The following is a 23,700-nucleotide window of genomic DNA, read 5'->3' on the forward strand; positions in this document are numbered from 1 at the left end:
GGGCCTGGCGCCTAGCCCCGGCGGTCGGCGACGCCCTCGTAGGAGTTGTCCTCGGCATAGCCATTGAAGGCCAGCTGGCCGTCGGCGACCGGGCGCAGCACGAAGTCATAGGGCTCGGAGTGGCAGGCGGCGCTCAAGTTCGAGCGGCTGGCGTCGAGTTCGGCCTGGAACGTCAGCTGTCCTTCGGCCACCGCCCGCAGGGTCAGCTCGTCCACGCAGAGCGACAGGCCGATGGCGTCGGCGGCCGCGACGGTGCCCACCACCTCGTCGATCCGGCCCTCGGAGAGGTCGACGGTGACCGTGCCGATCGGCATCCCGTTCATCGTCGCGTTGCCGGTCCACTCGCCGAGGTAGGACGCGGGCACCTCGCGCGGGTCCTCCTCGTCGTCGCGAGCAGCAGCGTGCCGCCGACCACGGCGGCGGCCACCAGGGCGAGGCCCAGGAGCAGCGCCAGGACCAGCCGGCCGCGCCGACGCGGCCCGGCCGCCGGCGGGGTGGCCGGCCCGTACGAGCCGGCGGGCGGCGGGGCGGTGGGCGGGTACGGGGTGCCGGGCGTGGGCGCGGCGACGGTGTGCGAGTAGACGGGGGCGAGGGCGGGGGGCACCGGCGGGGGGCCGCCGACCGGCCCGGTCCGGGCGGGGGCCTGGCCGGTGTCCAGATCCAGCAGCCGCACCGCGTGCCGGCTGGCCTCCTCGACCACCGGCTGCGGCAGCCAGCCGGGGCCGACCAGCCCCGCGGCGCCGGGCGCCCCGGCGCACGCCCCGGCGACCTCAAGGGGCGTGGGCCGACGGGTCGGGTCCTTGTCCAGGCAGGCGGCGATCAGCTCCCGCGATGCGGCGGGCACCGCGTCGAGCTCGGGCGGTTCGTGCACCACCCGGTAGAGCAGCTGGGCCGCGCTGTCCCCGGGGAACGGCGGCCGGCCACCGGCGGCGAAGGCCAGCACGGCGCCGAAGGAGAACACGTCGGTGGCCGGGGTCAGCTCCCGGCCCAGCACCTGCTCGGGCGACATATAGCCGGGCGAGCCGACGGAGACCCCGGTGGTGGTCAGCCGGGCCGTCGTCTCCTCCGTCGCCCTGGCTATGCCGAAGTCGATCAGCCGGGGGCCGTCCAGCGCCAGCAGCACATTGGACGGTTTGACGTCGCGGTGCACCAGCCCGTGGCGGTGCACCGCGGCCAGCCCCTCGCCGAGGCCGGCGCCCAACGCCCGGACCGTGTGCGGCGGGAGCGCGCCATACGCGGCCACCGCCCGTTCCAGATCGGGGCCGGCGACATAGCCGGTGGCCACCCAGGGCACCTCGGCCTGCGGATCGGCGTCCAGCACCGGCGCCGTCCAGTCGCCGCCGACCAGCTGGGCGGCGGCCACCTCCCTGGCGAACCGGGCCCGGAACCGCTCGTCGGCCGCGATATGCGGATGCACCAGTTTGACGGCGACGGTGCGGCCGCCGGCGCTGCGCCCCAGATAGACCCGGCCCATGCCGCCCCGGCCCAGCCGGCCGAGCAGCCGGTAGGCGCCGACGACGGCCGGATCCTCCTCGGTCAGCGGGTCCATCAACGCGGCTCCGGCGCGTCCAACAGCTCCACCCGGTGGTTGCCGCCCAGGTTCATCCGGCGGGCGAACTCGGCCATGCCGGCCAGCTGCCGCTCGCCCAGCCGGAAGTCCAGGGTGGTGAAGTAGCGCTCCAGCACCTCGGCGTCGAAGTCCTCCCAGCGCGCGGCCTGTTCGGCGACCTTGCCGACCTCGGCCAGGGAGAGGTCCCGGGAGGCGAGAAAGGCGCGGTGCACCTCGCGGACGGTCTCCGGATGCCGCTCCAGATAGTCGCGGCGCACGCACCAGAGCGCGAAGACGAAGGGGAGTCCCGTCCACTCGTGCCACATGCGGCCCAGATCGTGGACTTCGAGGCCGAGTCGGGGCGCGTCGTGCAGCGAGGCGCGGAGCGCGGCGTCGCCGATCAGCACGGCGGCCTCGGCCTCCCGCATCATCAGGCCGAGATCGGGCGGGCAGGTGTAGTAGTCGGGGCTCACGCCGTGGCGCTCGGCCAGCAGCAGCCGGGCCAGCCGCACCGAGGTGCGCGAGGTGGAGCCGAGCGCCACCCGGGCACCGTCCAGCTCCTCCAGGGGCACCTGGGAGACGATCACACAGGACATCACCGGGCCGTCGCAGCCCACGGCGATATCGGAGAGGGCCACCAGATCGTCGGTGTGGCCGAGGAAGTCCATGAGCGAAACAGGGCCCATGTCCAGCTCGTCCGCCACCAGCCGCTCGCCGAGCCGCTCGGGAGTGTCCTTGGCCAGCTCCAGATCCAGCAGGGTGCCGGTCCTCGCGAGGCCCCAGTAGAGGGGGAGGCAGTTGAGGAACTGGATGTGGCCGACACGAGGGCGATTCTGGTGGTGTGTAGTCACCTAAGGGAGGGTACGCCTCAGGTCGTGCGAGCCAACGTTCAGGGACAGGTCCACCCGACGGGTGATCTCTGCTCTTCCGACCGTGCACACCCCGTGCTAGGCTCGCGCCGAGTTGCAGTTTGGTTTCCCTTGCAGTACGAGCCTGCGGAGCATGTGACCGCGGGCTTTCGTCGTTTTCAGGCTTCATGCAGGTTCTGGAGCAGGGCGACCCTTTTAGGCCCAGGGAGGGCTTATGGCTACCGGAACCGTCAAGTGGTTCAACGCCGAGAAGGGCTTTGGCTTCATCGCCCAGGATGGCGGCGGCCCTGATGTCTTCGTTCACTACTCCGCAATCAACGCCACCGGTTTTCGTTCTCTTGAGGAGAGCCAGGCCGTGACCTTCGACGTCACCCAGGGTCCGAAGGGCCCCCAGGCAGAGAATGTCAATGTGGTCTGACGCCAGTTCTTCGGCGTAACCCAAGAAGCCCCTGTCCTCACCGACAGGGGCTTCTGTTTTCCCGAACGTGACGAAGTCCGGCGCCTTATGGGAAGGCCGCGCTCCGCTTTCCCGTCCCGCGTATCCGTTTTGCGGTGAAAGGCTCTCGGTGTCGGGGGAGTTCGTTCGGCATCAACGGGTGCGGAGTCCCGGGATTCCGCGCGCGCCGGTGGTCGACATTCCCGGATTCGGGGCCTTCCGATAGGGCCGCGTTCCCGGCGGGAAGGGAATGCGGGACCGCGCTGCGCTGCCCCTGGGCGGCGGCCCCCGGACCCGAAGCCGCCGCCGGGGCGTGACCGTCGCCAACCCGCCAGCCGGACCCGGGGTGCCGGCGGCCGACAAGCCCTGCCCCGGCCCGGCCCCGCCCGGCCCCCGAACGGGACGGCGGCGCGTCAACCGGGCCCGCCCCGTGGGGAGTTGGGGCGCCACGCTCTGCTATGCGACGGGGCTCACATCCGGATCCTCGCCGGTCCTCTTGCGGCCGGGGCGTGCTCACGTCAGAGTTCTTGGCACACGGCACTCCCGCCGTCGAGCCGCTCCGGCGGGTGTGCCGTATCACCTGAGCGCTGCTTTCAAGCCAGTCGCTGCCGCTGTCGGCTGGCTGGAACCGGTCGCTTTCCACCGGGAGTTCACTCGATTCCCGTCGGGCCGCCGCCCAGGTCGAATCGGCAGAAAACGCTCTTGCCGCCCTGGTCGACCGGTGCCCACCAGGTGGCGTCGGCGAGGCTCTGCACGATGAACAGCCCGCGCCCGCCCTCGGCGAGCAGCGCGTCGCCCGAGCCGTTGGACGGGTCGAGCGGATCACCCGCCGGCAGGGTCGGCGGCGTCGAGTCCTCGTCCGAGACCTCGACGAACAGCGAACGCGGCCAGTAGCGGAAGGCCACCACCACCCGCCGCGCGCCGGCCAGTTGGACGTGCCGCCCGTCGGGCGTCGCATGGTGGATGGCGTTGCCGACCAGTTCGGAGACGCACAGCTCCACATCGTCGGCGAGCCGCTCCAGACCCCACTCGGCCAGCACATGGCGCGCGGTGTGGCGGGCGGCGGTGGGGGTGTCCGGATAGTCCGCGATCAGCGCGATCGAGCGGAACCGGTAGCCGCTGGACGGCGCCACCGGCTCCAACGGCATCGACAGCGCCACCAGTTGGGGGGTCCCTCCCAGGTCTCTCATGTCCGGCGACGTCATTGGTGTCCCCCTCCAGCGGCCGGCCCGGTGAACAGTCGTCGCCCACCGGCTCCGGGGAACCAGCGGGAATCAGCTGGTAACCAGTCAAGAGCCGACACACCCCTTCAGGGAACGAGCACAAGGGGGTTCACGCGCACATCGGGGGGGTTCACGTGATGCATGGGATGCGGGTGCGTGCTCCCCCATGGCCCCCGTTCCGCGCCGTTCGCGGACGGCCCCGGGGACGCCGAACGGCCCCCGGCCGGCAACGGATGTGCCGGTGGGGGCCGTTGGGGGTCGTTGGGGGAGGTGGTGCCGCGTCAGCTCGCCGGCTCACGCGGGGCGGGGGGCGCGGGGGGCGCGTCGGCCGCCGTGTCGTCGAGATCGCTGATCTCGAAGCTGGTCGCCGAGTTGTACTTCTCCCGGTCGAGGATCCCCTCCTGCGAGGCGACGATCACCGGGACCACGGCCTGGCCCGCGACGTTGGCCGCGGTCCTGATCATGTCCAGGATCGGGTCGATCGCCAGCAGCAGACCCACGCCCTCAAGCGGCAGGCCCAGCGTCGAGAGGGTGAGCGTGGTCATCACGGTCGCGCCGGTGAGGCCCGCAGTGGCGGCCGAACCGATCACGGAGACGAAGACGATCAGCAGGTAGTCCTGCACATCGAGGCTCACGCCGAAGATCTCCGCCACGAAGATCGCCGCCAGCGCCGGGTAGATCGCGGCGCAACCGTCCATCTTGGTGGTGGCGCCGAACGGCACCGCGAAGGAGGTGTACTCCTTCGGCACGCCCAGCCGCTCGGTGACCTTCTGGGTGACGGGCAGGGTGCCGACCGAGGAGCGCGAGACAAAGGCCAGCTGGAGCGCGGGCCAGGCCCCCCGGAAGAAGCGCAACGGGCTGAGCCCGCCGGCCCGGTAGAGCAGCGCCGGGTAGACGACGAAGATCACCAGGAGGCAGCCGACATAGACGCCGGCGGTGAAGGTGGCGTAGTCGCTGAGCAGATCCCAGCCATAGTTGTTGATGGAGCGGCCGATCAGGCCCAGGGTGCCGAGCGGCGCCAGCCGGATGACCCACCAGAGCGCCTTCTGGAGCAGTTCGAGCGCGGTCTCGCCGAAGGTGATCAGCGGGGTGGCGCGGTCACCGAGCTTCAGCGCGGCGATGCCGACCACGGCGGCGATGAACACGATCTGCAGCACGTTGAGTTCGGCGAACGGGGTGACCGGGTCGGAGGGGATGATGCCGGTCAGGAAGTCGAGCCAGGAGCCCTCGCTCTGCGGCAGCTCACCGTCGGCCGGGGTCAGCTTCGAGCCGGAACCCGGGTTGGTGATCAGCCCGATGGCGATGCCGATGGCCACCGCGATCAGCGAGGTGATCAGGAACCAGAGCAGGGTGCGGGCCGCCAGCCGGGCCGCGTTGGAGACCTGCCGCAGATTGGTGATGGACACCGCGATGGCGAAGAACACCAGCGGTCCGACGGCCAGCCGCAGCAGCTGGACGAAGGTGCCGCCGATCTCGTCGAGGGTCCGGCCGAGCCAGTCGACGGACCACTCGCGGGCCACCCAGCCCAGCACCAGGCCGAGAACCAGGCCGGCCAGGATCTGTGCCCAGAACGGAGGCAGGGCTATGCGTCGTCGACCGTCGGACGTGGACCCGGGGGAATCGGGCACGGGAGAGGAGGGGGAGGAAGGGGAGGAGGACACAGAAACACTCCGGTCGGGGGTGAAGACGGGGATCGGGCAACGATCGTGGCCAGGGATGTCAGCCGCGCGGAAGCACCACCCCGCGCCGAGGCGGGGAGTCGGATCGCACGGAGGCGCCGAACGGTTCGGGGGTGCGAGGTGTCAGCGACAGGCCGCGGTGAGACAGCGGCAGAGATCGATGTGCAGGCGCGCGACAAGCGGAACGCTCACCAGGGGAGCGGGCGCGGCTGCGGTCTTCATGCGGAGCACGGTAGCACCCCTCTCCCCATACGTCATGGTCATGCACACTCCGGACTTCTCACCCGATCGACGAGCGTCCGGTGCCGGCATGTGGCAACGCCCAACCGGGGATGGGAATTCCCTGGTCGGGCGTCATGAGAAGGGGGGTTCGAGCGGGTGAGCGGGATCACGCCCGCCGGGTCAGGCGACGTCGTCCTCCATGTCCCGGTTGGCGTTGAGCCGGGCCTTGGCCCGCTCCACCTTGGGCACCAACTGGCTCGACATCTCGTCCCGCTGGCCGCGCAGCAGCACCAGGCTGAGCGGCGCCGAGACGATCAGCGCGAGCAGCACCAGCCACAGCGGGTTCGCCTTGCCGATGGACTCGGGCACCACCCCGACATAGGCGAGCACCGCGAGCACCGCGAAGCAGCCGGCGAAGACGGCCAGCCGCAGCCCGGTGTAGCGCAGGGTCGCCGACCAGGAGTGGTCGCTGGTCGTCGTGGTGTCGCCGGTCATGTCCTGTCCCCTGTCCCTGTCGTCCTTGTGCGTCCGCGCGGCCGGCAGCCGCGCCCCGTCCGTCCCGGTCACCGGGCCCCCGCCGTCGCCGTCACGTCGTCGTCACCGTCACGTCGTCGTCGCCGTCATCCCAGGGGGAGCCACAGCGTGACATCGTCCCGGTAGTCGTTCTCGCCGACCCTGATCGCGCCCGGCACGCGGCCGACCTCCTGATAGCCGCAGGAGGCGTAGAACTTCTCCAGGCCGAGCCCGGAGCGGCAGGTCAGCCGGATCCCGGCGACCTCGGGGTCGATCGCCCTGGCCGCCGAGGCGGCCGCGGCCATCAACTCCCGCCCGGCGCCCCGGCCCTGCCAGTCCGGATGCACCATCACGGTGCTCAGCCACTGCCAGTGGCCCATCAGCCGGTGGCTGTTGCGGCGCAGAAAGGCGGTGGCGACGGGGGTGCCCCGGTCGGTGACGCCGATCAGCAGCCGCGTGGTGCCCTCGGCCATCCCCACCAGGTGCTGGCGCAGCGCGGGGCGGACGTCCTCCGGGGTGACCGTCGGCACGAAGCCGACCGCGCCGCCGGCGTTGACCACGTCCGCCCAGAGCACGGCGATGGCCTCGGAGAGCGCGGCGGTGGGGGCCGGATCCAGCACATAGCGCGGCCAGCCCTCGCGCGGACCACCGCGCGCGGGCGGACGGGGCCGGGTAGCTGCCTCGGTCATGACCTCACACCCGCATCGGCTGGGGGGCCTCGCGCCGCCCCGGGTCGGGCCCGTCGTACTCGCGCACCACCTCGTAGCGGGTGTTGCGCTCCAGCGGGCGGAACCCGGCGTCCCTGATCAGCTCCAGCAGATCGTCCCTGGTGAGCTTGTCTGGGGTGCCGAAGTTGTCGGCGTCATGGGTGATCTTGTACTCGACGACCGAGCCGTCCATGTCGTCCGCCCCGTGCTGCAGGGCGAGTTGGGCGGTCTGCACGCCGTGCATCACCCAGAAGACCTTGACATGCGGAACGTTGTCGAAGAGCAGCCGGGAGACGGCGAACGTGCGCAGCGCCTCGGCGCCCGAGGCCATGGTGGTCCTGGCCTGGAGCCGGTTGCGGATCTTGCCGTCCTTCATGTCCACGAAGTCGTGCTGGTAGCGCAGCGGGATGAAGACCTGGAAGCCGCCGGTCTCGTCCTGCAGCTCACGCAGCCGCAGCACATGGTCGACGCGGTGCCTGGGCTCCTCGATATGCCCGTAGAGCATGGTGCACGGGGTCTTGAGGCCCTTGGAGTGCGCCAGCCGGTGGATGCGCGACCAGTCCTCCCAGTGCGTCCGGTGGTCGACGATGTGCTGTCTGACCTCCCAGTCGAAGATCTCGGCGCCGCCGCCGGTCAACGACTCAAGGCCGGCATCGATCAGCTCGTCGAGGATCTCGGAGGCGGACAGCCCGGAGATCGTCTCGAAGTGGTGGATCTCGGTCGCGGTGAAGGCCTTGAGGGAGACCTCGGCCGGCAGCGTCTCCTTCAGCGCGCGCAGCGACCTCGGGTAGTAGCGCCAGGGCAGGGTGGGGTGCAGGCCGTTGACGATATGCAGCTCCGTCAGCCCGTCGCCCTCCATCTCCTTGGCCAGCCGGACGGCCTCCTCGATGCGCATGGTGTAGGCGTCCTGCTCGCCCGGCTTGCGCTGGAACGAGCAGTAGGCGCAGGAGGCGGTGCACACATTGGTCATGTTCAGATGGCGGTTGACGTTGAAGTAGACGACGTCGCCGTTCTTCCGGGTGCGCACCTCATGGGCCAGCCCGCCGAGCCAGGCCAGGTCGTCGGCCTCGTAGAGGGCGATGCCGTCCTCGCGGGACAGCCGCTCCCCGGACCGGACCTTCTCCTCCAGCTCCCGCTTGAGCCCCACGTCCATGCCCTGCGCCTCCTGGGTGCGGTCTCGTGTGTGCTTGCCCCGTTTTACAGAGGCTACGCCTCCCCGTCCTGCGGCAGCTCGCCGACCCTGTTCTCCCATTTGGTGGAGAGCACGATGGTGGAGCGGGTGCGGGAGAGGCCCCTGGTGCGGGAGAGCCGCCGGATGGTGCGTTCGAGACCGGCCACGTCGGGGGCCCTGACCTTCAGCATGAAGGAGTCGTCACCGGCGATGAACCAGCAGTCCTCGATCTCCGCCAGCTCCCGCAGCCGGCCGGCGACCTCCTCGTGGTCGACCGCGTCGGAGAGCTGGATGCCGATCAGCGCCGTGACGCCGAGGCCGAGCGACGCCGCGTCGACCGTGGCCCGATAGCCCGTGATCACCCCGGCCGCCTCCAGCCGGTTGATCCGGTCGGTGACGCTCGGGCCGGAGAGGCCGACCAGACGGCCCAACTCGGCGTACGAGGCTCGACCGTTCTCGCGCAGCGCCTGAATCAGCTGCCTGTCCACCGCGTCCATCGTCGCAGAGCCTTCCTCGTCCCCTGGTCGATTGCACAGATGAATCTAAGGCATACGCACCCCGTCACCTACGAGTGGTCGGCTGCGCGGGCCGCGCCGCCCAGCTCGCCCCGCCAGCGCCGATACAGCCGGTGCTCCACTCCTGCCGCGTCCAGCGCCCGCCCGGCGACAAAGTCCACCAGATCCTGCAGCACCACCGCGCCCGCGTAGAAAGCCGGCGACGCGGGCAGGACCACCGCGCCCGCCTCGTCCAGCGCCACCAGCTGGCGCAGCGTCGGCCCGTTCAGCGGCGTCTCCCGCACCACCACCACCAGCGGTCGGCGCTCCTTGAGCGTCACCGCGGCGGCACGCTGCAGCAGGTCCTTGGAGAGGCCGAGCGCCACCCCGGCCACCGCCGCCGTGGACGCCGGCACGATCAGCATCCCCCGCGCCGGATAGGAACCCGACGAGGGCCCGGCCGCCAGATCCCCGGCCGGCCAGTACCGCACCCGCCCCAACTCCGGGGCGTAGCGGTCGCGTTCGCCCCCGGCGCCTCGGGAGAGCCAGTCCGCCAGATCCTCCTCCCAGTGCCCGTCGCGGAACGAGATGCCCGTCTCGTCCCGCAGCGTCAGCCGCGCCGCACGGCTGACCACCAGATCGACGGACTCCCCCGCGGCCAGCAGCCCCCGCAGCACGGCCGCCGCATACGGCGTGCCCGAGGCTCCCGACACCCCCACGACCCAGGGCCGACGCCCGCCGTCGGGCGACTCTCCCTCATTCATGCCCCGAGGCTAACCGGCCCCTCTGACAGTCGCCCGAGTTGGGGCATCTTGTCCTACAGGCAACGGGCTGCTTACCAGACGGTGACGCATCGGCCACAGACGGCGCCCCGCTGATCGTTCGGGAAACGCGGCATGGACACTGGATCCCAAGGCCACCCCGGTTGGTCTCGTCCTTGCCCCCGTGGACAGGAGTGCCGACATCAGTACCCGCACCCGCACCCGTGACAGCCTGCGGCGACTGGCCGCCCTGGGCGGCGTAGCGCTGCTCGCCACCGGGACCGCGGCCTGCCAGGTGGCCGAGAGCGCAGGCGCCGGCTTCGCCGTCTCCGACGCCAAGGACGAACTCCTCTCCCGCGAGGCCGTCACCCTCACCGCCTCCCTGGACGCCACCCCAGAAGAGGTCCGCGCCTATCTGGCCCGCTCGGCGGAGCTGGCGGGTGAGGCGGACGAGACGGGCGAGACAGAGGAGTCAGAGGAGACGGGCGGCGGCGAGCCCTCGGAGCACGAGGCCAGACTCCTCGCCGATCTGGAGCTGACCCTCTCGGTCGGCGACCCGGAGGAGGAGACCCGGATGCGGGACCTCACTCCGGGCGACCCCCTGAACAGCTCCCTGACGGTCAACTTCGGCGGCCGGGACGTGGTCGGGCTCAAGCGGGTCGAGGATCTCACCTATCTGCGGGTCGGCGCCGAGGCCCTGGTCGAGGACGTCTACGGCGGGGACGAGGCCACCGTCGCCCGGGCGGAACGTTTCGCACAGGACGCCCGACGGCTCCCGGAGCCGCTCGCCGCCGCCGCCCGCGCGCTGCACGGCGACTGGGTCGAGGTCGACCCCTTCCAGTACCCCGCCTACGCGGAAACCCTCGGCGACCAGGGCGGCGTCTCCCCCGAGATCGCCTTCGACCTCGCCGGATCGATCGAGGACGGCAGCGTCCTGCTCCGGCCCGAGACCCAGTGGGAGCTGGCCGACCAGCTGGAGAGCGCGCTCAGCGAGGGCGCCACCACCCGGCACGAGGGCGAGGCGCGCGGCGCCGAACGCGTCACCCTGCACATGTCGGCCGAGCAGGCGCACCGCGCGCTGGCCCCGCTGACCGATCTGCTCAACGAGCAGACCCGGCGCTTCGGCCTGCCGCCCGTGGTCGGCGAGCCGACCGACCCCGACGCCGAGGTGACCGCCGCGCTGGCCATCCGCAACGGGGTGCTCGCCGAGGCCACCTTCGACCTGGGCCAGTTCGGCGGGCCGGACGCCGGCTCGCTCCCGCTGCGGCTCTCCCTGGCCGGCGGCGCCGCCCTCGCCCTGACCGCCCCCGAATCCGCGGGCCCCGTGTCCCCGGACGACCTCACCGTCGCCCTGCTCTACCTGCAGCTTCGCGAGCAGCAGCGCGCCGAGGACGAGAACCGCGCCGATCTGCCGGGGCCGATGCAGCCCTGACACCCGGCCGGGGGCGCGGCGTAGGGTGCCCGGCATGGACATCGTCAACCCAGCCCTGAACGCCTACCTGTTGGCCCATGCCACCCCGGCCGACGACGTGCTGCGCGATCTGGCCGCCGAGACCGCCGCCGCCCTGCCCGACCATCTGAGCATGCAGATCACCCAGGACGAGGGCACCCTGCTCACCCTGCTGACCCGCCTCACCGGCACCCGCAGGGCCCTGGAGATCGGCACCTTCACCGGCTACTCGTCGATCTCCATCGCCCGCGGCCTGGCCCCCGGCGGCACCCTGCTGGCCCTGGACGTCAGCGACGAGTGGACCTCCGTCGCGCGCCGCTACTGGGAGCGCGCCGGCGTCGCCGACCGCATCGAGCTCCGGCTCGGCCCGGCCGCCGACAGCCTCCGGGCGCTGCCCGAGACGGAGACCTTCGACTTCGCCTTCATCGACGCCGACAAGGTGAGCTACCCCGTCTACTACGAGGAGACGCTGCGCCGGCTGCGCCCCGGCGGGCTGATCGTGCTGGACAACACGCTCCGCTCCGGCCGCGTCGTCGACCCCGAGGCCCAGGACCCGGCCGACCGGGCGATCCGTGAGATCAACGACACCGTCGCCGCCGACCAGCGGGTCGACTCGGTGCTGCTCTCGGTGCGGGACGGCGTCACCCTGATCCGCAAGCGCACCGAATGATCGTATGCTTACTCACCGTTACGACAAACCGGGCATATCCTGGAGTTCATGCCCGAGCTACCCGAAGTCGAGGCACTGCGCGCCTTCCTCTCCGAGCACCTCGTGGGACGAACCGTCGCCAGCGCCGTCCCCGTCGCATTCCACAGCCTGAAGACCTACGACCCGCCGCTGACCAGCATCGAGGGGCGGACCGTCACCGCGGTCGAACGCCATGGCAAGTTCCTCGATCTCGCCTTCGACAACGGCCACCATCTGCTGACCCATCTGGCCAGGGCCGGCTGGCTGCGCTGGCGGGACGTCCAGCCCACCGCGCCGCCCAAGCGCGGCAAGGGCCCGCTGGCGCTCCGCGTCGTCCTCACCGACGGTGCCGGCTTCGACCTCACCGAGGCCGGCACCCAGAAACGCCTGGCGGTCTCCTGCGTGAGGGACCCCGCCGAGGTGCCGGGCGTCGCCCGCCTCGGCCCCGACCCGCTCGAGCCCTCGTTCACCGCCGCCGACCTCGCCGAGCTGCTGCGCGGCGAGAACCGCCGGATCAAGGGCGTGCTGCGCGACCAGGGCGTGCTGGCCGGCATCGGCAACGCCTACTCGGACGAGATCCTGCACGCCGCCCGCATGTCCCCGTTCCTGATCGCCGCCCGCCTCGACGAGGCGGAAGTCACCCGGCTGTACGAGGCGCTGCGCGCCACCCTGGCCAACGCCGTCGAACGCGCCGAGGGCGTGGCGGCCGGTCGGCTGAAGGCCGAGAAGAAGACCAACCTGCGGGTGCACGGCAGAACGGGCGAACCGTGCCCGGTCTGCGGCGACACCATCCGCGAGGTCGCCTACCACGACTCCTCGACGCAGTACTGCCCGCACTGCCAGACCGGCGGCAAGCAACTGGCCGACCGGCGCATGTCCCGGCTGCTGAAGTAGCCCCGCCCGGCCGGCCGGCCTCAGCCCTCGCCCTCCACCAGCACCCCGTGCGACTCGGCGATCTCCGCCAGCCCGCCGGGGAAGCCACCGCTGCTCGCCGAGAAGAGCCACCCCTCCTCGTCCCGCACCAACTCGCCCACCGTGGCGCCCAACACCCCGACCGGCCCACGCGGAAAGCCGTAGCACAGCAGCTCCGTCTCGGCGCCGGCGTCCAGCAGCCGCAGATGCGGCAGCTCCACCCGGGACAGATCCCCGCCGCCGGCCGACTCCTCGTCGAGCGACAGCGCGAACACCACCCGCCGCGCCCCCTCCGGCAACTCGGGCAACCGCACCGAGAACAGCGCCTCCGAACCGTCACCCGCCAACCTGACACCCACCCCCGAGGGCTCCGGATTGTTGTAGAAGACGAAATGATCGTCCGACAACACCCGCCCCTCCTCGTCCACCACCAACGCGCTGGCATCCACATCGAGACCGTCCACCACCCGCCAGTCCACCCCCACCGTGAACTCCACCGCACCGGGCAGCACATCGCCCAGCCGCATCCGCTGCCCGGTCGCCAACGGCAGCCGGCCCCCGTCCGGATGCGGACAACTCGCCAACAGCACCGACCGGGGATCCACCCGCGTCGGCTCGTACCCCAGCGCCCCCGCCACCGGGGACGCCGGCACCGCGACCGAGGCGACGGCCGTCAACGACAGCGCCCGCAGCCGCTCCGCCACCTCCGTCGCACTGGCAGGCCGCTCCTCGGGACGCTTCGCCAACAGCGACAGGATCAGCCGATCCCACTCCGCCGACACCCCGGCCCGCCGCTCGCTCGGCGGCAGCGGATCGCTCTCCATCTGCTGCCGCAACAGCTGGTACAACGACGGACCCCCGAACGGCGCCCGGCCGGTGACCAGCGCGTAGAGCACACAGCCCGTCGAGTACAGATCGCTGCGGAACTCCACGGTGCCGCCCTCGATCTGCTCGGGCGACATATACGAGGGCGTGCCCACTACCACACCCGTCGACGTCAACCGCGCATGATCCGTCGACTCCGCCAACACGGCGGCGATCCCGAAGTCCAACACCCGCGCCAGCCCGTCAGGACCGACCATCACATTGGCGGGCTTGAGATCGCGGTGCACCACCCCCGACTCATGGGCCACCGCGAGCGCCCGACAGATCTGCTCCCCCCACCGCGCCACCTCGGCGAGCGGCGGCAGCTCCTGCGCCAACACCTCGTCCAACGACCGGCCGTGCAACCGCTCCATCACCAGATAGAGCACCGACTGGCCCAGTTGATCGCCCTCGAAGACCGTCTCCCCCACATCGTGCACCGTGACGATAAACGGACTTGAGAGGCCGGCCAGCAGCTTCGCCTCGCGCTCGAACCGCTCCCTCGCCCGAGGATCACGCCCCACCGCGATCGACCCCACCAGCTTGATCGCGACATGCCGCTCAAGCCGCAGATCCAGCGCCTCCCAGACCGTCCCCATGGCGCCCTCGCCCAGCTGCCGGCCCAGCCGATACCGCCCGTCGATGATCCGCTCCCGCGTCACCACGCACCCCCCTGCCCGTTCACCCGGTCGGCCCGGCCCACACACCGCTACGGCTACTTTATTCGGCGCCGGCGATCAAAGCCCATGGACGGTGAACCCGCCCCCGAACCGAGACAACGGCCGCCACCCGACGGGCTCACCGCCACGTCGAACCGCCGTTGTCAGTGCCCCTGGCTACGCTGACCGCAGCTTGACCCAACCCCGTCACCGACGGACCGGCCGAGGCCCCCGGGCCGCCCCCTGCGCGGCTCCCGGAACCCCGGCCGACCTGCGCGAACCACCCCAGGACAGGCCAGGAGCCCCCGATGAGCACCCCACCCGCCACCGCACCGAACCCCGCCGCCCAACCCCCCTCCCCCCAGGAACTGGAGGAGTACCGCAGGGAGTTGACGGGCTACTGCTACCGCATGCTGGGCTCCGCCTTCGAGGCCGAGGACGCCGTCCAGGACACCATGATCCGCGCCTGGCGCTCCCTGGACCGCTTCGAGGGCCGCTCCTCCCTCCGCTCCTGGCTCTACCGCATCGCCACCAACGTCTGCCTCACCGCGCTCAGCGGCGCCGGCCGCCGGGCCCGCCCCATGGACCTCACCGAATCCACCCCCACCGCCACCGCCACCCTGAGCCCGCCCCTCCCCGAGACCGCCTGGATCGAACCCATGCCCGACGCCCGTGCCATGCCGAGCCCCGACGAACACGCCGAGACCAGGGAGTCCATCCGGCTGGCCTTCGTCGCCGCGCTCCAACACCTGGCACCCCGTCAACGCGCCGTGCTGATCCTGCGCGAGGTGCTCAGCTGGCGCGCCAGCGAGGTCGCCGAACTGCTCGACACCTCCGTCGCCTCCGTCAACAGCGCCCTCCAGCGCGCCCGAGCCACCCTCGCGAAGAGCGGCGTCTCCGAATCCGCGCCCAGCGAACCGCTCTCCGAGGAGAACCGCGCGCTGCTCGCCCGCTACCTCGACGCCTTCGAGCGCTACGACATGGAGTCGCTGACCAGCCTGCTGCACGAGGACGCCACGCTCTCCATGCCGCCCTACGACCTGTGGATGCGCGGCCCCGCCGACATATCCGCCTGGATGCTGGGCCACGGCGCCGACTGCCGAGACTCCCGTCTGATCCCCACCCAGGCCAACGGCTGCGGCGCCTTCGGCCAGTACCGCACCGACCCCGACGGCGGCTACCGCCCCTGGGCGCTCCAGGTCATCGAGACGTCAGCCGGGCGGATCACGGGCATCAACAGCTTCCTCGACACCGCGCGCCTCTTCCCCCTCTTCGGGCTCCCCGACCACCTGCCCCAGACCGAGCCAACCCAGGAGGCCGACTAACCGCTCGTCAACCCCGACAAACCGCACCCCGCAGCCGAGCCGCTTCGCGGTCAACCGCAACCGCGCCAGCGCGCCCACCGCTTCGGGCCCGACACCGCCCAGCGCCGAGGCGTCCACCGTGACCCGGAGCGCACCACTGGCACGCACCACCGCCGCCAGCCGATCGCACAACCCCGGCACATCCGCGCCCCGCACGGGCCCCCGCACCACGAACACCACTTCGCCCATCGCCGGTCTCCCTTCCGCAGACACAGACCGGCCCGACGGGCGGAACTCATCGCGCCCCGGCGCGCCGCCCGGCAACGGACGCAGCCCGCCCCCCGGCTCAGCGCGGCAACGGCTTCACCCACCGCTGCCAATGAGCCTCGGGGCCATACCCGTTGGCCGACCAGGCGGCCCGCGCCGACTCGTTCCGGAGCAGCACCATCGCGTCCGCCCGCCGACCCCCCAGGGCGGCGAACCGCGCCTCGGCAGCCGCCAACAACGCCGAGGCCACCCCACGCCGGCGCCAGCCGGGAGCCACCGCCAGCCGATAGAGATGACAGCGCCACCCGTCGAACCCGGCGATCACCGTACCCACCAACTCGCCACCGCACTCCGCCAGCAACAACGCCTCCGGATCCCGCGCCACCAACCCGGCCACCCCGGCCACGTCATCACTGACGCTGGTGCCCTCGGCCGCCGTGCGCCAGAACTCCAGCACCCGCTCCACCTCCGCCACCCCGGCCGCACGAATCCCCACCCCGCCGGCCGCGCCGACGCCCGGAGCCGCGCTCGCCCCACCGGTCTCCTTTCTCTCACTGCTCTCGCTGGTCCCACCGGTCCCGTTGCTCTCAGCCATGGTCGCCATCCCAGCACCGGGTCCGCGCCGGCGGCCAACGGATATCACCCCGAGACCACCGGCGGGCCCGGGGACGATTCCCAACTCCCGGAAGACCAACGGAGGATCACGTCCGAGCAGGCCACGCCGTCAGCAACCACCAGCCGCCGGGCGCCCCCCGGCACGCCGGCACACGAAGCACGGCCGAACCAGCGGAGATCAACTCCGCTGTGGAGGGGCGGAACGTCAGTGGAGGGCGCTAACGTCATGTGAGGAGGTAATAGACTCGCTGCTGTTGAGGGGGCGCGAACATGAGTTACGGCGACGACTACGAGGACACACACGCCCGCCGCACCCCCGCCCAGACCAGAACACGCCTCCCCGACCAGCCGGAACCCTCCATCCGCCGGACCTCCTCGTCCCCGGGCCGGAACACGGTCACCATCGTGGGAGTGATCGTCCTCCTCGTCGCCGCGATCGTCTTCGCCAACCAGGCCAGAGACGACAACGACGGCCAGTCCGCCGACAACGACCAGGGCAGCCGGTCCCAACCCACCTCCCCCACCGGCGAACTCCCCGTCGAAGGCAGCACCAACGGCATCCCCTCCGGCTTCCCCCAAACAGAACAGGGCGCCCAGAGCGCAGCCGCCAACTACGCCGTAGCCCTCGGCGGCACCGGCATGTTCAACCCGACGGAACGCGAGGCGATCGTCGGCACGATCAGCTCCGCTGAGACGGTGGAGCAGCTCCTCGCCTCCTATGGCGCGGACTACAGCGAGGCCCTGAACACCGATATCGGCCTGGACAGCGAGGGCATCGCCCCCGAGGGCAGCACCTTCGTCAACCGCACGCTGCCCATCGGCAGCAGCGTCGAGACCTACAGCACGACCACCGCCGAGGTCTCCGTCTGGTGCTCCGGCCTCTTCGGCGTGGCCGGTCTCGACTCGCTCAACCCGGTCCGCACCAGCTGGTTCACCATGCACTTCACACTGGTCTGGGAGGGCTCCGACTGGAAGGTCGTCGACACCGAACAGACCGAGGGCCCCACCCCCGTCAACGGGGACAACCGCGTCTCCGGCGCGGAGGAAATCGCCGAAGCGGTAGAGGAATACGGGGGGTTCACCTATGCGCGCTGAGACCCGGAGGCGACTCACCGCCCTCACCCTCGCCCCGGTGGGCCTGCTCGCCGCCGGCGTCGCCACCGCCCCGGCCGCGCACGCCGACGAGGAGGAGAACCCCGAGTGCGCGCGGATCCCCGGCCCCGCCAGGGACTACTGCGAGGGGGATGGTGACGGTGGTGGCGGCGGTGGTGAGGGCGGTGGAGGGGGGGCGTCGCTCAACGACTCGCTCGACCCGCTGTCCTCCCTGGCGCGCGGCTGCGCCGACGCCGCCGCCTGGATCGTCAACGAGCTCTCCGATCTGGTCGCCGCCACCACCAACGTCGACTTCACCAACGCGTCGTTCCTCCGCCAGTACGCCGTGGTCTTCGCCGCCTCCACCGTCCTGACCCTGATCCTCTGGCTGCTGGCCATCGTCAAACGCGCCATCCGCGGCGTCCCCCTGACCACCGCCGTCTCCGAGGCCATCGGATTCCTCTGGCTCACCGTGATGGCCTCCGCCTTCACCCCGTTGATCCTCTACGCCGTGGTCTCCGCCACGGACGGCGTCACCGACGCCATCGTCGCCGGCACCGGGGACAACTCCGACGCCTTCTTCGGCGACTTCGCCGCCGCCCTGGAGTCCGGGGAGAGCATCGGCGGCGGCCCCATCATGCTGATCGTGGTCTCGCTGATCTCCATCCTGGCCGCCGGCGTGCTCGCGCTCGAACTGGTCATCAGAGCCGCCATGTTGTACGTCGGCGCACTGCTGGGCACCGCCGTCTACGCGGGCCTGGTCGACAAGAACCTCTGGAGCCATGTCCGACGTTGGGCCGGCATCATGATCGCGATCATCATGATCAAACCGGTCATCGTGATCGTCCTCGGCCTGGCCGCGGCCCTCACCACCGCCGAAGGCCCCACCGCCACCTCGTCGATCATCTCCGGGCTGGCCATCATCCTGCTGGCCATCTTCGCCTCCGCCATGATCTACCGCTTCGTCCCCGGCTTCGGCGACGAGATCGTGAACCACCGCCAGATGCGTCAGGACACCTCAAGCCGCGCCGCGAAGGCCGCCATCTCCAGCCCCGCCACCATGCTCCGCCAGGGCATGAGCACCCATGGCACCCGGGAGGGCGGCGGTGGAGGAGGCGCCTCCGGGGGCGGCGGAGGCGGAGGCGGCGCCCGCCCCACCAACCCGGTGGCCGGTGGAGTCGCGGCGCACAGTACCCGTTCGGGCCAGAGCGGTTCGTCATCGTCCTCGGAAGCAGGCAACCGCCGGGGAAATCCGGGGAATCGAAGGGATAGCCGGTGACCGCCCCACCGCAGACGTTGACCCGTCGCCGCACCTATCTCATCGGGCGCGCCCGCCCGCAGGCCATCGTCGGCCGCAACCGCGAGACCGGCGAGATCGCGCTGATCGTCGTGGGCGCGTTCTTCGGGATGATGAGCGGCATCCTCATCCCTGCCCTCACCGCCAGGATCGTCGGCCTGGTCGGCTTCCCCATGCTCGCCCTGGCGGCCGTCTACGTCCCCTACAACGGCCGCACGTTCTACAGGTGGTTCGAGATCAACCGCTCCTTCCGCCGCCTCCTGCGGCGCGGCGCCACATACCGGTCCGCCGCCCCCGAGGCGGGCACCCTCATCAACGGTCGCGAGATCGAGATCGGCACGCCGCCCGGCGTGGGCCGGATCCAGTGGGTGGCCGCCCCGTTCGGCCCCGACGAGCTGGCCGTGCTGCTCCACACCGACCGCCGCACCATCACCACGGCGATCGAGATCGAGGGCCCGGGCGTCGGCCTCAGGGACAGCGAGGACCAGGAGGCCCTGGTCGAACGTTTCGGCACGCTGCTGAAGCATGTGGCCAACGGCGACGGCCATGTCACCCGGCTGCAGATGCTCGCCCGCACCCTGCCCGCCGACCCCGACGCCCACGCCAACGACGTGCGGGAGCGCGGCGACCAGGCCGCGCCGGCCTGGATCCAGGACTCCTACGACCAGCTCCAGTCCATGGTGTCCACTTCGAGCGAGCAGCACCGCGCCTATCTGGTCGCCTGTATGAACCACTCGCGCGAGCTGAGCAACGAGGCCAGCACCATCGCCAAGGCGTCCAGGGCGCAACGCGGACAGCGCCGCCTCTCCAGGGATGAGGCCCTGGCGATCGTCATGGCCCGCGAACTGACCGATATCTGCGCACGGTTGACCGAGGCCGACATCCGGGTACGGCAGCCGCTCGGCGAGGCCAGGCTCGCCTCCCTGATCCACTCGATGTACGACCCCGACCACCCCATCGACCATCTCCAGGCGATGTCCAAGCGCAACGCCTGGCCCGCCGAGTTGGACGCCCGCGAGCCCACCTTCCTCCAGGCGAAGACCCGCGAGTCCGGCACCCGCGAGCCCTGGTGCCACGCCACGGCCTGGGTCAAGGAGTGGCCACTGACCCCCGTCGGCGTCAACTTCCTCGCCCCGCTGCTGGTCCACACCCCCGATGTCATCCGCACGGTCGCCGTCTGCATGGATCTGGAACCGACCGAGCTGGCCATCGAGCGGATGCTCACCGAGAAGACCAACGACGAGGCCGAGGCGTCCCGCGCCGCCAAGATGAACCGCACGGTCGACCCCCGCGATGTCGCGGCACACAACCGGGTCGACCAGCGCGGCGACGACCTCGCCTCCGGCGCCGCCGGCGTCAACCTCGTCGGCTATCTGACGGTCTCCTCCCCCAACCCCGAGTCGCTGGCCCGCGACAAGCGGACCATCCGTGCCTCGGCCGGCAAGTCCTATCTCAAGCTGGAGTGGTGCGACCGCGAGCACCACCGCGCCTTCGTCAACACCCTGCCCTTCGCCACCGGCATCAGACGGTGACCCATGGCCGAGTCCCCGAACGCCTCACCCCAGTCCCCGACCCACCCGTTGGACCCGACGAACCCGCCGCCCGACCACGGCCGGTCCGCACGGTGAAGGAGGTGCCGCCATGCCGCCCCGCGACCCACTGAACGCCATCACCGAGGCATTCACCAGCCTGCTCTTCGGCAGGACCGAAAGCACCCGGCTACCGGTACGCACCTCCACCGGACAGGCCCAGGCCGTCTATCTCCCCACCGCCGCCCCCGGTCTCGGCGACTCCGGCGTGATCATCGGCCGCGAGGTGTACTCCGGCAAGGGCTATATCTACGACCCCTTCCAGCTCTACGGCCAGCAGCTCCCCGCCCCGCACTGGCTGGTGCTCGGCGAGTCGGGCAACGGCAAGTCGGCGCTGGAGAAGACCTATGTGCTGCGCCAACTCCGCTTCCGCGACCGACAGGTGGTGGTCCTCGACGCACAGGGCGAGGACGGCGTCGGCGAATGGAACCTGATCGCCCAGGAGTTGGGCATCACCCCCATCCGGCTGGACCCGATGGCCGCCCTCGACGGCGATATCCGGCTCAACCCGCTCGACCCCGCGATCACCACCACCGGCCAACTCGCCCTGCTCCGCACCATCATCGAGGTGGCCCTCGGCCGCTCCCTCGACGAACGCGCCGGCTTCGCCCTCAAGGTGGCCCACGCCTATGTCAACCAGACCATGGTGGACCGCCAACCCATCCTGACCGATATCGTCGAACGCCTCCGCCACCCGCTGCCCGAAGCCGCGGACGCGATGAACGTGGCCCTCGAAGACGTCCGGGCCTGGGGGCTCGATGTCGCCCTGGTGCTCGACCGACTGGTCGACGGCGACCTGCGCGGCATGTTCGACGGCCCCACCACGGTCGGCATCGATCTCGACGCGCCGCTGATCGTCTTCGACCTCTCCCATATCGACCGCAACTCCATCGCGATGCCGATCCTGATGGCGATCGTCGGCATCTGGCTGGAGCACACCTGGATCAGGCCCGACCGCAGAAAGCGCATCTTCCTGGTCGAGGAGGCGTGGCACATCATCAACTCGCCGTCGGTCGCGCAGCTCTTCCAACGGCTGCTCAAGTTCGGCCGCCGGCTCGGCCTTTCCTTTGTCGCGGTGGTCCACCATCTCTCCGACGTGGTGGACGGCGCCGCCGCCAAGGAGGCCGCGGCCATCCTCAAGATGGCCTCCACCCGCACCGTCTACGCCCAGAAGTCCGACGAGGCGAGAGCCACGGGCCAGGTCCTCGGCCTCCCCCGTTGGGCCGTCGAGATCATCCCCACCCTCACCCCCGGCATGGCCGTCTGGGACGTCAACGGCAATGTCCAGGTGGTGAAACACCTGGTCACAGAGGCGGAACGGCCGCTGGTCTTCACCGACCGGGCCATGACGGAGTCCTCCTCCGCGCTGGAGGTCGCGGAGATCGCCGAGGACGACGACCCCTTCGAGGCCGAGACGGAGGCCCGGGTGATGTCCTTCGAGAAGCGCCAGGGCGTGGGGTAGGGCGGCCGCCATGTCCCAGCACGAGCAGTCGTCCGCTCCCCCGCCGCCTTCGGGCCCGCAGCGGCGCGGGGGCGGGGTGCCCGACACCCTGCTGCTCGCCGGGCTCGGCCTGCTGGTCAGCCTTGCCGCGCTCACCTGGTCGGCGACGGGCATCGGCGGCTGGCTGCGCCACGGCGGTTGGCCCGACGGCGTCTCCTTCCTCCGCACCGGTCAGGCGTTGAAAAGCTTTCTCACCGCGCCAGGTGACATCCCCGGCGCCTGGCCCGCGGCCGAACCCGCCGCCCTGCCCAGCGCGCGCCTGCTCTGGCTGCTCTTCTTCGCCCAGGTGGTGCTGCTCTTCTCGCTGGTGCTCTGGTTCTCCGTGCGCTGGGCCCGCTGGCGTGCCCGGCGCGACGCGCGCAGGATCGTCCGGACCTTCCCACCCGAGCCGGAGCCGGCGGACCGGCCGACCGCGCCGACCTCGTCAACCGAACAGCCCCCGGCGGTCGGGGAGTTCAGCCGGCCCCAGGTCCCGCGTGCCCGGTCGACGCCGCCGCCCATGGTCGATCCGGTGGGCGCGGTGCTGGACGCCCCCGAGGGCCTGGTCGTGGTCGATCCCGAGGGCACGCTCTGGGCGAAGACCGCGAAGCAGCGCGGCCGACGCGGCCCGGTGCATGTCTACGACCCGGGGCATCTCACGGAGGCCCCCGTCCGCCTGCGCTGGGCACCGCAGCGGGACTGCGCCGAGATGTCGCACGCCAGGGAACGAGCGACCCGGCTGCTCGCCCCGGTCCGCCCCCGGGAGCCCGTCTTCCAACTGGACGCGGACACCGCCGAGACGCTGCTGCGCTGCTTTCTGCACGCCGCCGCGCTGGCCGGCGAGTCCTTCCAGCAGATCCCACGCTGGGCGAGCGGCCGCTCGGCGGGGGAGCCGGGCAAGATCCTGCGCACCCATCCCGGCGCCGCCGGCGGCGCGGCCATGGAGCTGGAGAGCGCCCTCACCGTCCATCCGGGTCGCCGCGACGCGGCTCTCCGGCTGATCAGCGAGGCGCTGCGCCCGCTGGACCAGGTGCATATCCGCCAGTCCTGTTCTCCCGGGCGGGTGGACGGACTGGCGTTGGACAACCTCGCCAACGAGGGCGCCACGCTCTATGTGGTGGGCGCCGGCGCAGATACGGCGGGCCTCAGATCAGCTCTGATCCACGCGGTCACCGAGGAGCAGCCGCGACTGACCCTGATAGACGCCGACGGCACCGTCTCCGACCCGATGGGCTAGTGCCCGACGGGGGGCTGGTGCTGCGGCCCCGTGCCCCGGCCCTGGCCGGCCCTGGGGCGACGGTAGACCAACTCGTAGGCGCACAACGAGGCGTCGCGGGGGTCGGGCGAGGTGGTGCCGGTGCGGCGGAAACCCAGATTCTGGTAGAACCGCGCGGCCCTGGCATTGTGCTGGTGTACCCGCAGCCGCACGTCGAGGTCGCCGGCCCAGTCCATGGCGGCCCGCATGAGCTGGGCGCCCAGGCCGGTGCCGCGGTGTTCGGGCGCCAGATAGACGCCCATCACCTCGGCATAGGCACCGCCGGTGTCGATCTTCACCATGCCGACCCAGCGGCCGTCGTCGGTCTCGCCGACAAATGTCACGACCTCTCCACCGGAGGCGCGTCGTTCCCACTCCCCCCGGGTGAGTCGCTCGGCCTCCTCATAGGGCTCCAGGAAGGCCATGGGTGCCACCGCATCCCGCAGCGCGGCCAGGCGCAACTCCCGTAGCTGCTCCCAGTCTTCACGCCGGCTCTGTCGAATGCGGTACCCCATGCGGTGATGTTGCCATCGGCGGCAGCGCTTCGCAACGCGTGTCCTCGTTGCGGAACGCAAAAAAAAAGGGGGTGGGGTTCACCGATTGA

The 23,700-nt window shown here is 71.3% G+C and carries 24 protein-coding genes; 10 read left to right on the forward strand and 14 right to left on the reverse strand.

All coding sequences use genetic code 11. From position 1 onward, the window contains the following. Positions 1 to 11: 11 nt before the first annotated feature. The 3 genes from AOM46_RS29570 to AOM46_RS29580 are packed head-to-tail and all read right to left on the reverse strand — an operon-like array spanning position 12 to position 2,400. On the reverse strand, positions 12 to 365 hold the full coding sequence (locus AOM46_RS29570) for a hypothetical protein (protein ID WP_062217320.1): 354 nt from the start codon (positions 363 to 365) through the stop codon (positions 12 to 14). Further along, on the reverse strand, positions 320 to 1,549 hold the full coding sequence (locus AOM46_RS29575) for a serine/threonine-protein kinase (RefSeq protein ID WP_062217323.1): 1,230 nt from the start codon (positions 1,547 to 1,549) through the stop codon (positions 320 to 322). The genes AOM46_RS29570 and AOM46_RS29575 overlap by 46 nt, the downstream gene beginning before the upstream one ends. Further along, positions 1,549 to 2,400 (reverse strand): menaquinone biosynthetic enzyme MqnA/MqnD family protein, encoded by an 852-nt coding sequence (locus AOM46_RS29580; RefSeq protein WP_062217326.1) that lies wholly within the window; start codon positions 2,398 to 2,400, stop codon positions 1,549 to 1,551. Before AOM46_RS29580 ends, AOM46_RS29575 begins: the two co-directional genes overlap by 1 nt. Before the next feature lie 232 nt (positions 2,401 to 2,632). On the opposite strand from AOM46_RS29580, the gene AOM46_RS29585 reads away from it, so the two are divergent. Beyond that, the gene (locus tag AOM46_RS29585) at positions 2,633 to 2,836 is read left to right on the forward strand and encodes a cold-shock protein (RefSeq protein WP_062217329.1); all 204 of its coding nucleotides are present in this window, start codon (positions 2,633 to 2,635) and stop codon (positions 2,834 to 2,836) included. 668 nt (positions 2,837 to 3,504) lie between these two features. On the opposite strand, the gene AOM46_RS29590 is transcribed toward AOM46_RS29585, so the two are convergent. The 7 genes from AOM46_RS29590 to AOM46_RS29620 form a co-directional block, all read right to left on the reverse strand. Continuing rightward, positions 3,505 to 4,044, reverse strand: coding sequence for an ATP-binding protein (locus AOM46_RS29590; protein ID WP_234314111.1), 540 nt, complete (start codon positions 4,042 to 4,044; stop codon positions 3,505 to 3,507). A 314-nt stretch (positions 4,045 to 4,358) separates the two neighbouring features. Beyond that, complete coding sequence (locus AOM46_RS29595) at positions 4,359 to 5,738, reverse strand: dicarboxylate/amino acid:cation symporter (RefSeq protein WP_078857317.1); 1,380 nt, start codon at positions 5,736 to 5,738, stop codon at positions 4,359 to 4,361. A 420-nt stretch (positions 5,739 to 6,158) separates the two neighbouring features. Next, the gene (locus tag AOM46_RS29600; RefSeq protein WP_370592777.1) at positions 6,159 to 6,545 is read right to left on the reverse strand and encodes a DUF4229 domain-containing protein; all 387 of its coding nucleotides are present in this window, start codon (positions 6,543 to 6,545) and stop codon (positions 6,159 to 6,161) included. Between the two features lie 53 nt (positions 6,546 to 6,598). After that, positions 6,599 to 7,180, reverse strand: coding sequence for a GNAT family N-acetyltransferase (locus tag AOM46_RS29605; RefSeq protein WP_078857318.1), 582 nt, complete (start codon positions 7,178 to 7,180; stop codon positions 6,599 to 6,601). Positions 7,181 to 7,184: 4 nt separating this feature from the next. Beyond that, positions 7,185 to 8,351, reverse strand: a complete 1,167-nt coding sequence (gene mqnE / locus AOM46_RS29610; protein WP_062217341.1) for an aminofutalosine synthase MqnE — start codon at positions 8,349 to 8,351, stop codon at positions 7,185 to 7,187. 53 nt (positions 8,352 to 8,404) lie between these two features. Next, entirely contained in the window at positions 8,405 to 8,866 is a 462-nt protein-coding gene (locus AOM46_RS29615; RefSeq protein WP_062217344.1) for an Lrp/AsnC family transcriptional regulator, read from the reverse strand. 68 nt (positions 8,867 to 8,934) lie between these two features. Next, complete coding sequence (locus tag AOM46_RS29620; protein ID WP_062217346.1) at positions 8,935 to 9,627, reverse strand: UbiX family flavin prenyltransferase; 693 nt, start codon at positions 9,625 to 9,627, stop codon at positions 8,935 to 8,937. Positions 9,628 to 9,808: 181 nt separating this feature from the next. Between AOM46_RS29620 and AOM46_RS29625 the strand changes: the two genes are divergently transcribed. Genes AOM46_RS29625 through AOM46_RS29635 form a run of 3 tightly spaced genes read left to right on the forward strand, consistent with a single transcriptional unit; the run spans position 9,809 to position 12,656 of the window. Beyond that, on the forward strand, positions 9,809 to 11,056 hold the full coding sequence (locus AOM46_RS29625; protein ID WP_062217349.1) for a hypothetical protein: 1,248 nt from the start codon (positions 9,809 to 9,811) through the stop codon (positions 11,054 to 11,056). A 34-nt stretch (positions 11,057 to 11,090) separates the two neighbouring features. After that, the gene (locus AOM46_RS29630; RefSeq protein ID WP_062217352.1) at positions 11,091 to 11,744 is read left to right on the forward strand and encodes an O-methyltransferase; all 654 of its coding nucleotides are present in this window, start codon (positions 11,091 to 11,093) and stop codon (positions 11,742 to 11,744) included. Between the two features lie 48 nt (positions 11,745 to 11,792). Beyond that, entirely contained in the window at positions 11,793 to 12,656 is an 864-nt protein-coding gene (locus AOM46_RS29635) for an Fpg/Nei family DNA glycosylase (RefSeq protein ID WP_062217356.1), read from the forward strand. Positions 12,657 to 12,676: 20 nt separating this feature from the next. On the opposite strand, the gene AOM46_RS29640 is transcribed toward AOM46_RS29635, so the two are convergent. Continuing rightward, the gene (locus AOM46_RS29640; RefSeq protein WP_062217360.1) at positions 12,677 to 14,203 is read right to left on the reverse strand and encodes a protein kinase; all 1,527 of its coding nucleotides are present in this window, start codon (positions 14,201 to 14,203) and stop codon (positions 12,677 to 12,679) included. A gap of 302 nt (positions 14,204 to 14,505) precedes the next feature. Here AOM46_RS29640 and AOM46_RS29645 point away from each other — a divergent pair, with 302 nt between their 5' ends. Continuing rightward, a complete protein-coding gene (locus AOM46_RS29645) occupies positions 14,506 to 15,522 on the forward strand; it encodes a sigma-70 family RNA polymerase sigma factor (protein WP_062217363.1) in 1,017 nt (338 codons plus the stop codon). Here AOM46_RS29645 and AOM46_RS32660 read toward each other — a convergent pair. Together AOM46_RS32660 and AOM46_RS29650 are read right to left on the reverse strand one after the other, a co-directional pair. Then, positions 15,409 to 15,750, reverse strand: coding sequence for an STAS domain-containing protein (locus tag AOM46_RS32660; RefSeq protein ID WP_078857319.1), 342 nt, complete (start codon positions 15,748 to 15,750; stop codon positions 15,409 to 15,411). The two genes, AOM46_RS29645 and AOM46_RS32660, sit on opposite strands and share 114 nt — an antisense overlap. Before the next feature lie 97 nt (positions 15,751 to 15,847). Further along, on the reverse strand, positions 15,848 to 16,363 hold the full coding sequence (locus AOM46_RS29650) for a GNAT family N-acetyltransferase (RefSeq protein ID WP_078857331.1): 516 nt from the start codon (positions 16,361 to 16,363) through the stop codon (positions 15,848 to 15,850). A gap of 290 nt (positions 16,364 to 16,653) precedes the next feature. On the opposite strand from AOM46_RS29650, the gene AOM46_RS29655 reads away from it, so the two are divergent. From AOM46_RS29655 to AOM46_RS29675, 5 genes are all read left to right on the forward strand, one after another. Next, positions 16,654 to 17,478, forward strand: a complete 825-nt coding sequence (locus AOM46_RS29655; RefSeq protein ID WP_062217368.1) for a hypothetical protein — start codon at positions 16,654 to 16,656, stop codon at positions 17,476 to 17,478. Then, positions 17,468 to 18,754, forward strand: a complete 1,287-nt coding sequence (locus AOM46_RS29660; RefSeq protein WP_062217370.1) for a hypothetical protein — start codon at positions 17,468 to 17,470, stop codon at positions 18,752 to 18,754. The genes AOM46_RS29655 and AOM46_RS29660 overlap by 11 nt, the downstream gene beginning before the upstream one ends. Further along, positions 18,751 to 20,304 carry an SCO6880 family protein gene (locus AOM46_RS29665; RefSeq protein WP_062217372.1) on the forward strand — a complete coding sequence of 518 codons (1,554 nt, stop codon included), beginning with the start codon at positions 18,751 to 18,753 and terminating at the stop codon, positions 20,302 to 20,304. Before AOM46_RS29660 ends, AOM46_RS29665 begins: the two co-directional genes overlap by 4 nt. Before the next feature lie 109 nt (positions 20,305 to 20,413). Then, complete coding sequence (locus tag AOM46_RS29670; protein WP_062217374.1) at positions 20,414 to 21,823, forward strand: ATP-binding protein; 1,410 nt, start codon at positions 20,414 to 20,416, stop codon at positions 21,821 to 21,823. A 10-nt stretch (positions 21,824 to 21,833) separates the two neighbouring features. Continuing rightward, positions 21,834 to 23,078: a hypothetical protein gene (locus AOM46_RS29675; protein ID WP_158920765.1), complete on the forward strand. Its 1,245-nt coding sequence runs from the start codon at positions 21,834 to 21,836 to the stop codon at positions 23,076 to 23,078. Here AOM46_RS29675 and AOM46_RS29680 read toward each other — a convergent pair. Continuing rightward, positions 23,075 to 23,611, reverse strand: a complete 537-nt coding sequence (locus AOM46_RS29680) for a GNAT family N-acetyltransferase (RefSeq protein WP_078857320.1) — start codon at positions 23,609 to 23,611, stop codon at positions 23,075 to 23,077. The two genes, AOM46_RS29675 and AOM46_RS29680, sit on opposite strands and share 4 nt — an antisense overlap. Positions 23,612 to 23,700 lie beyond the last annotated feature (89 nt).

This window comes from Streptomyces sp. NBRC 109706, assembly GCF_000974485.1.
Classification (GTDB): Bacteria; Actinomycetota; Actinomycetes; order Streptomycetales; family Streptomycetaceae; genus Streptomyces.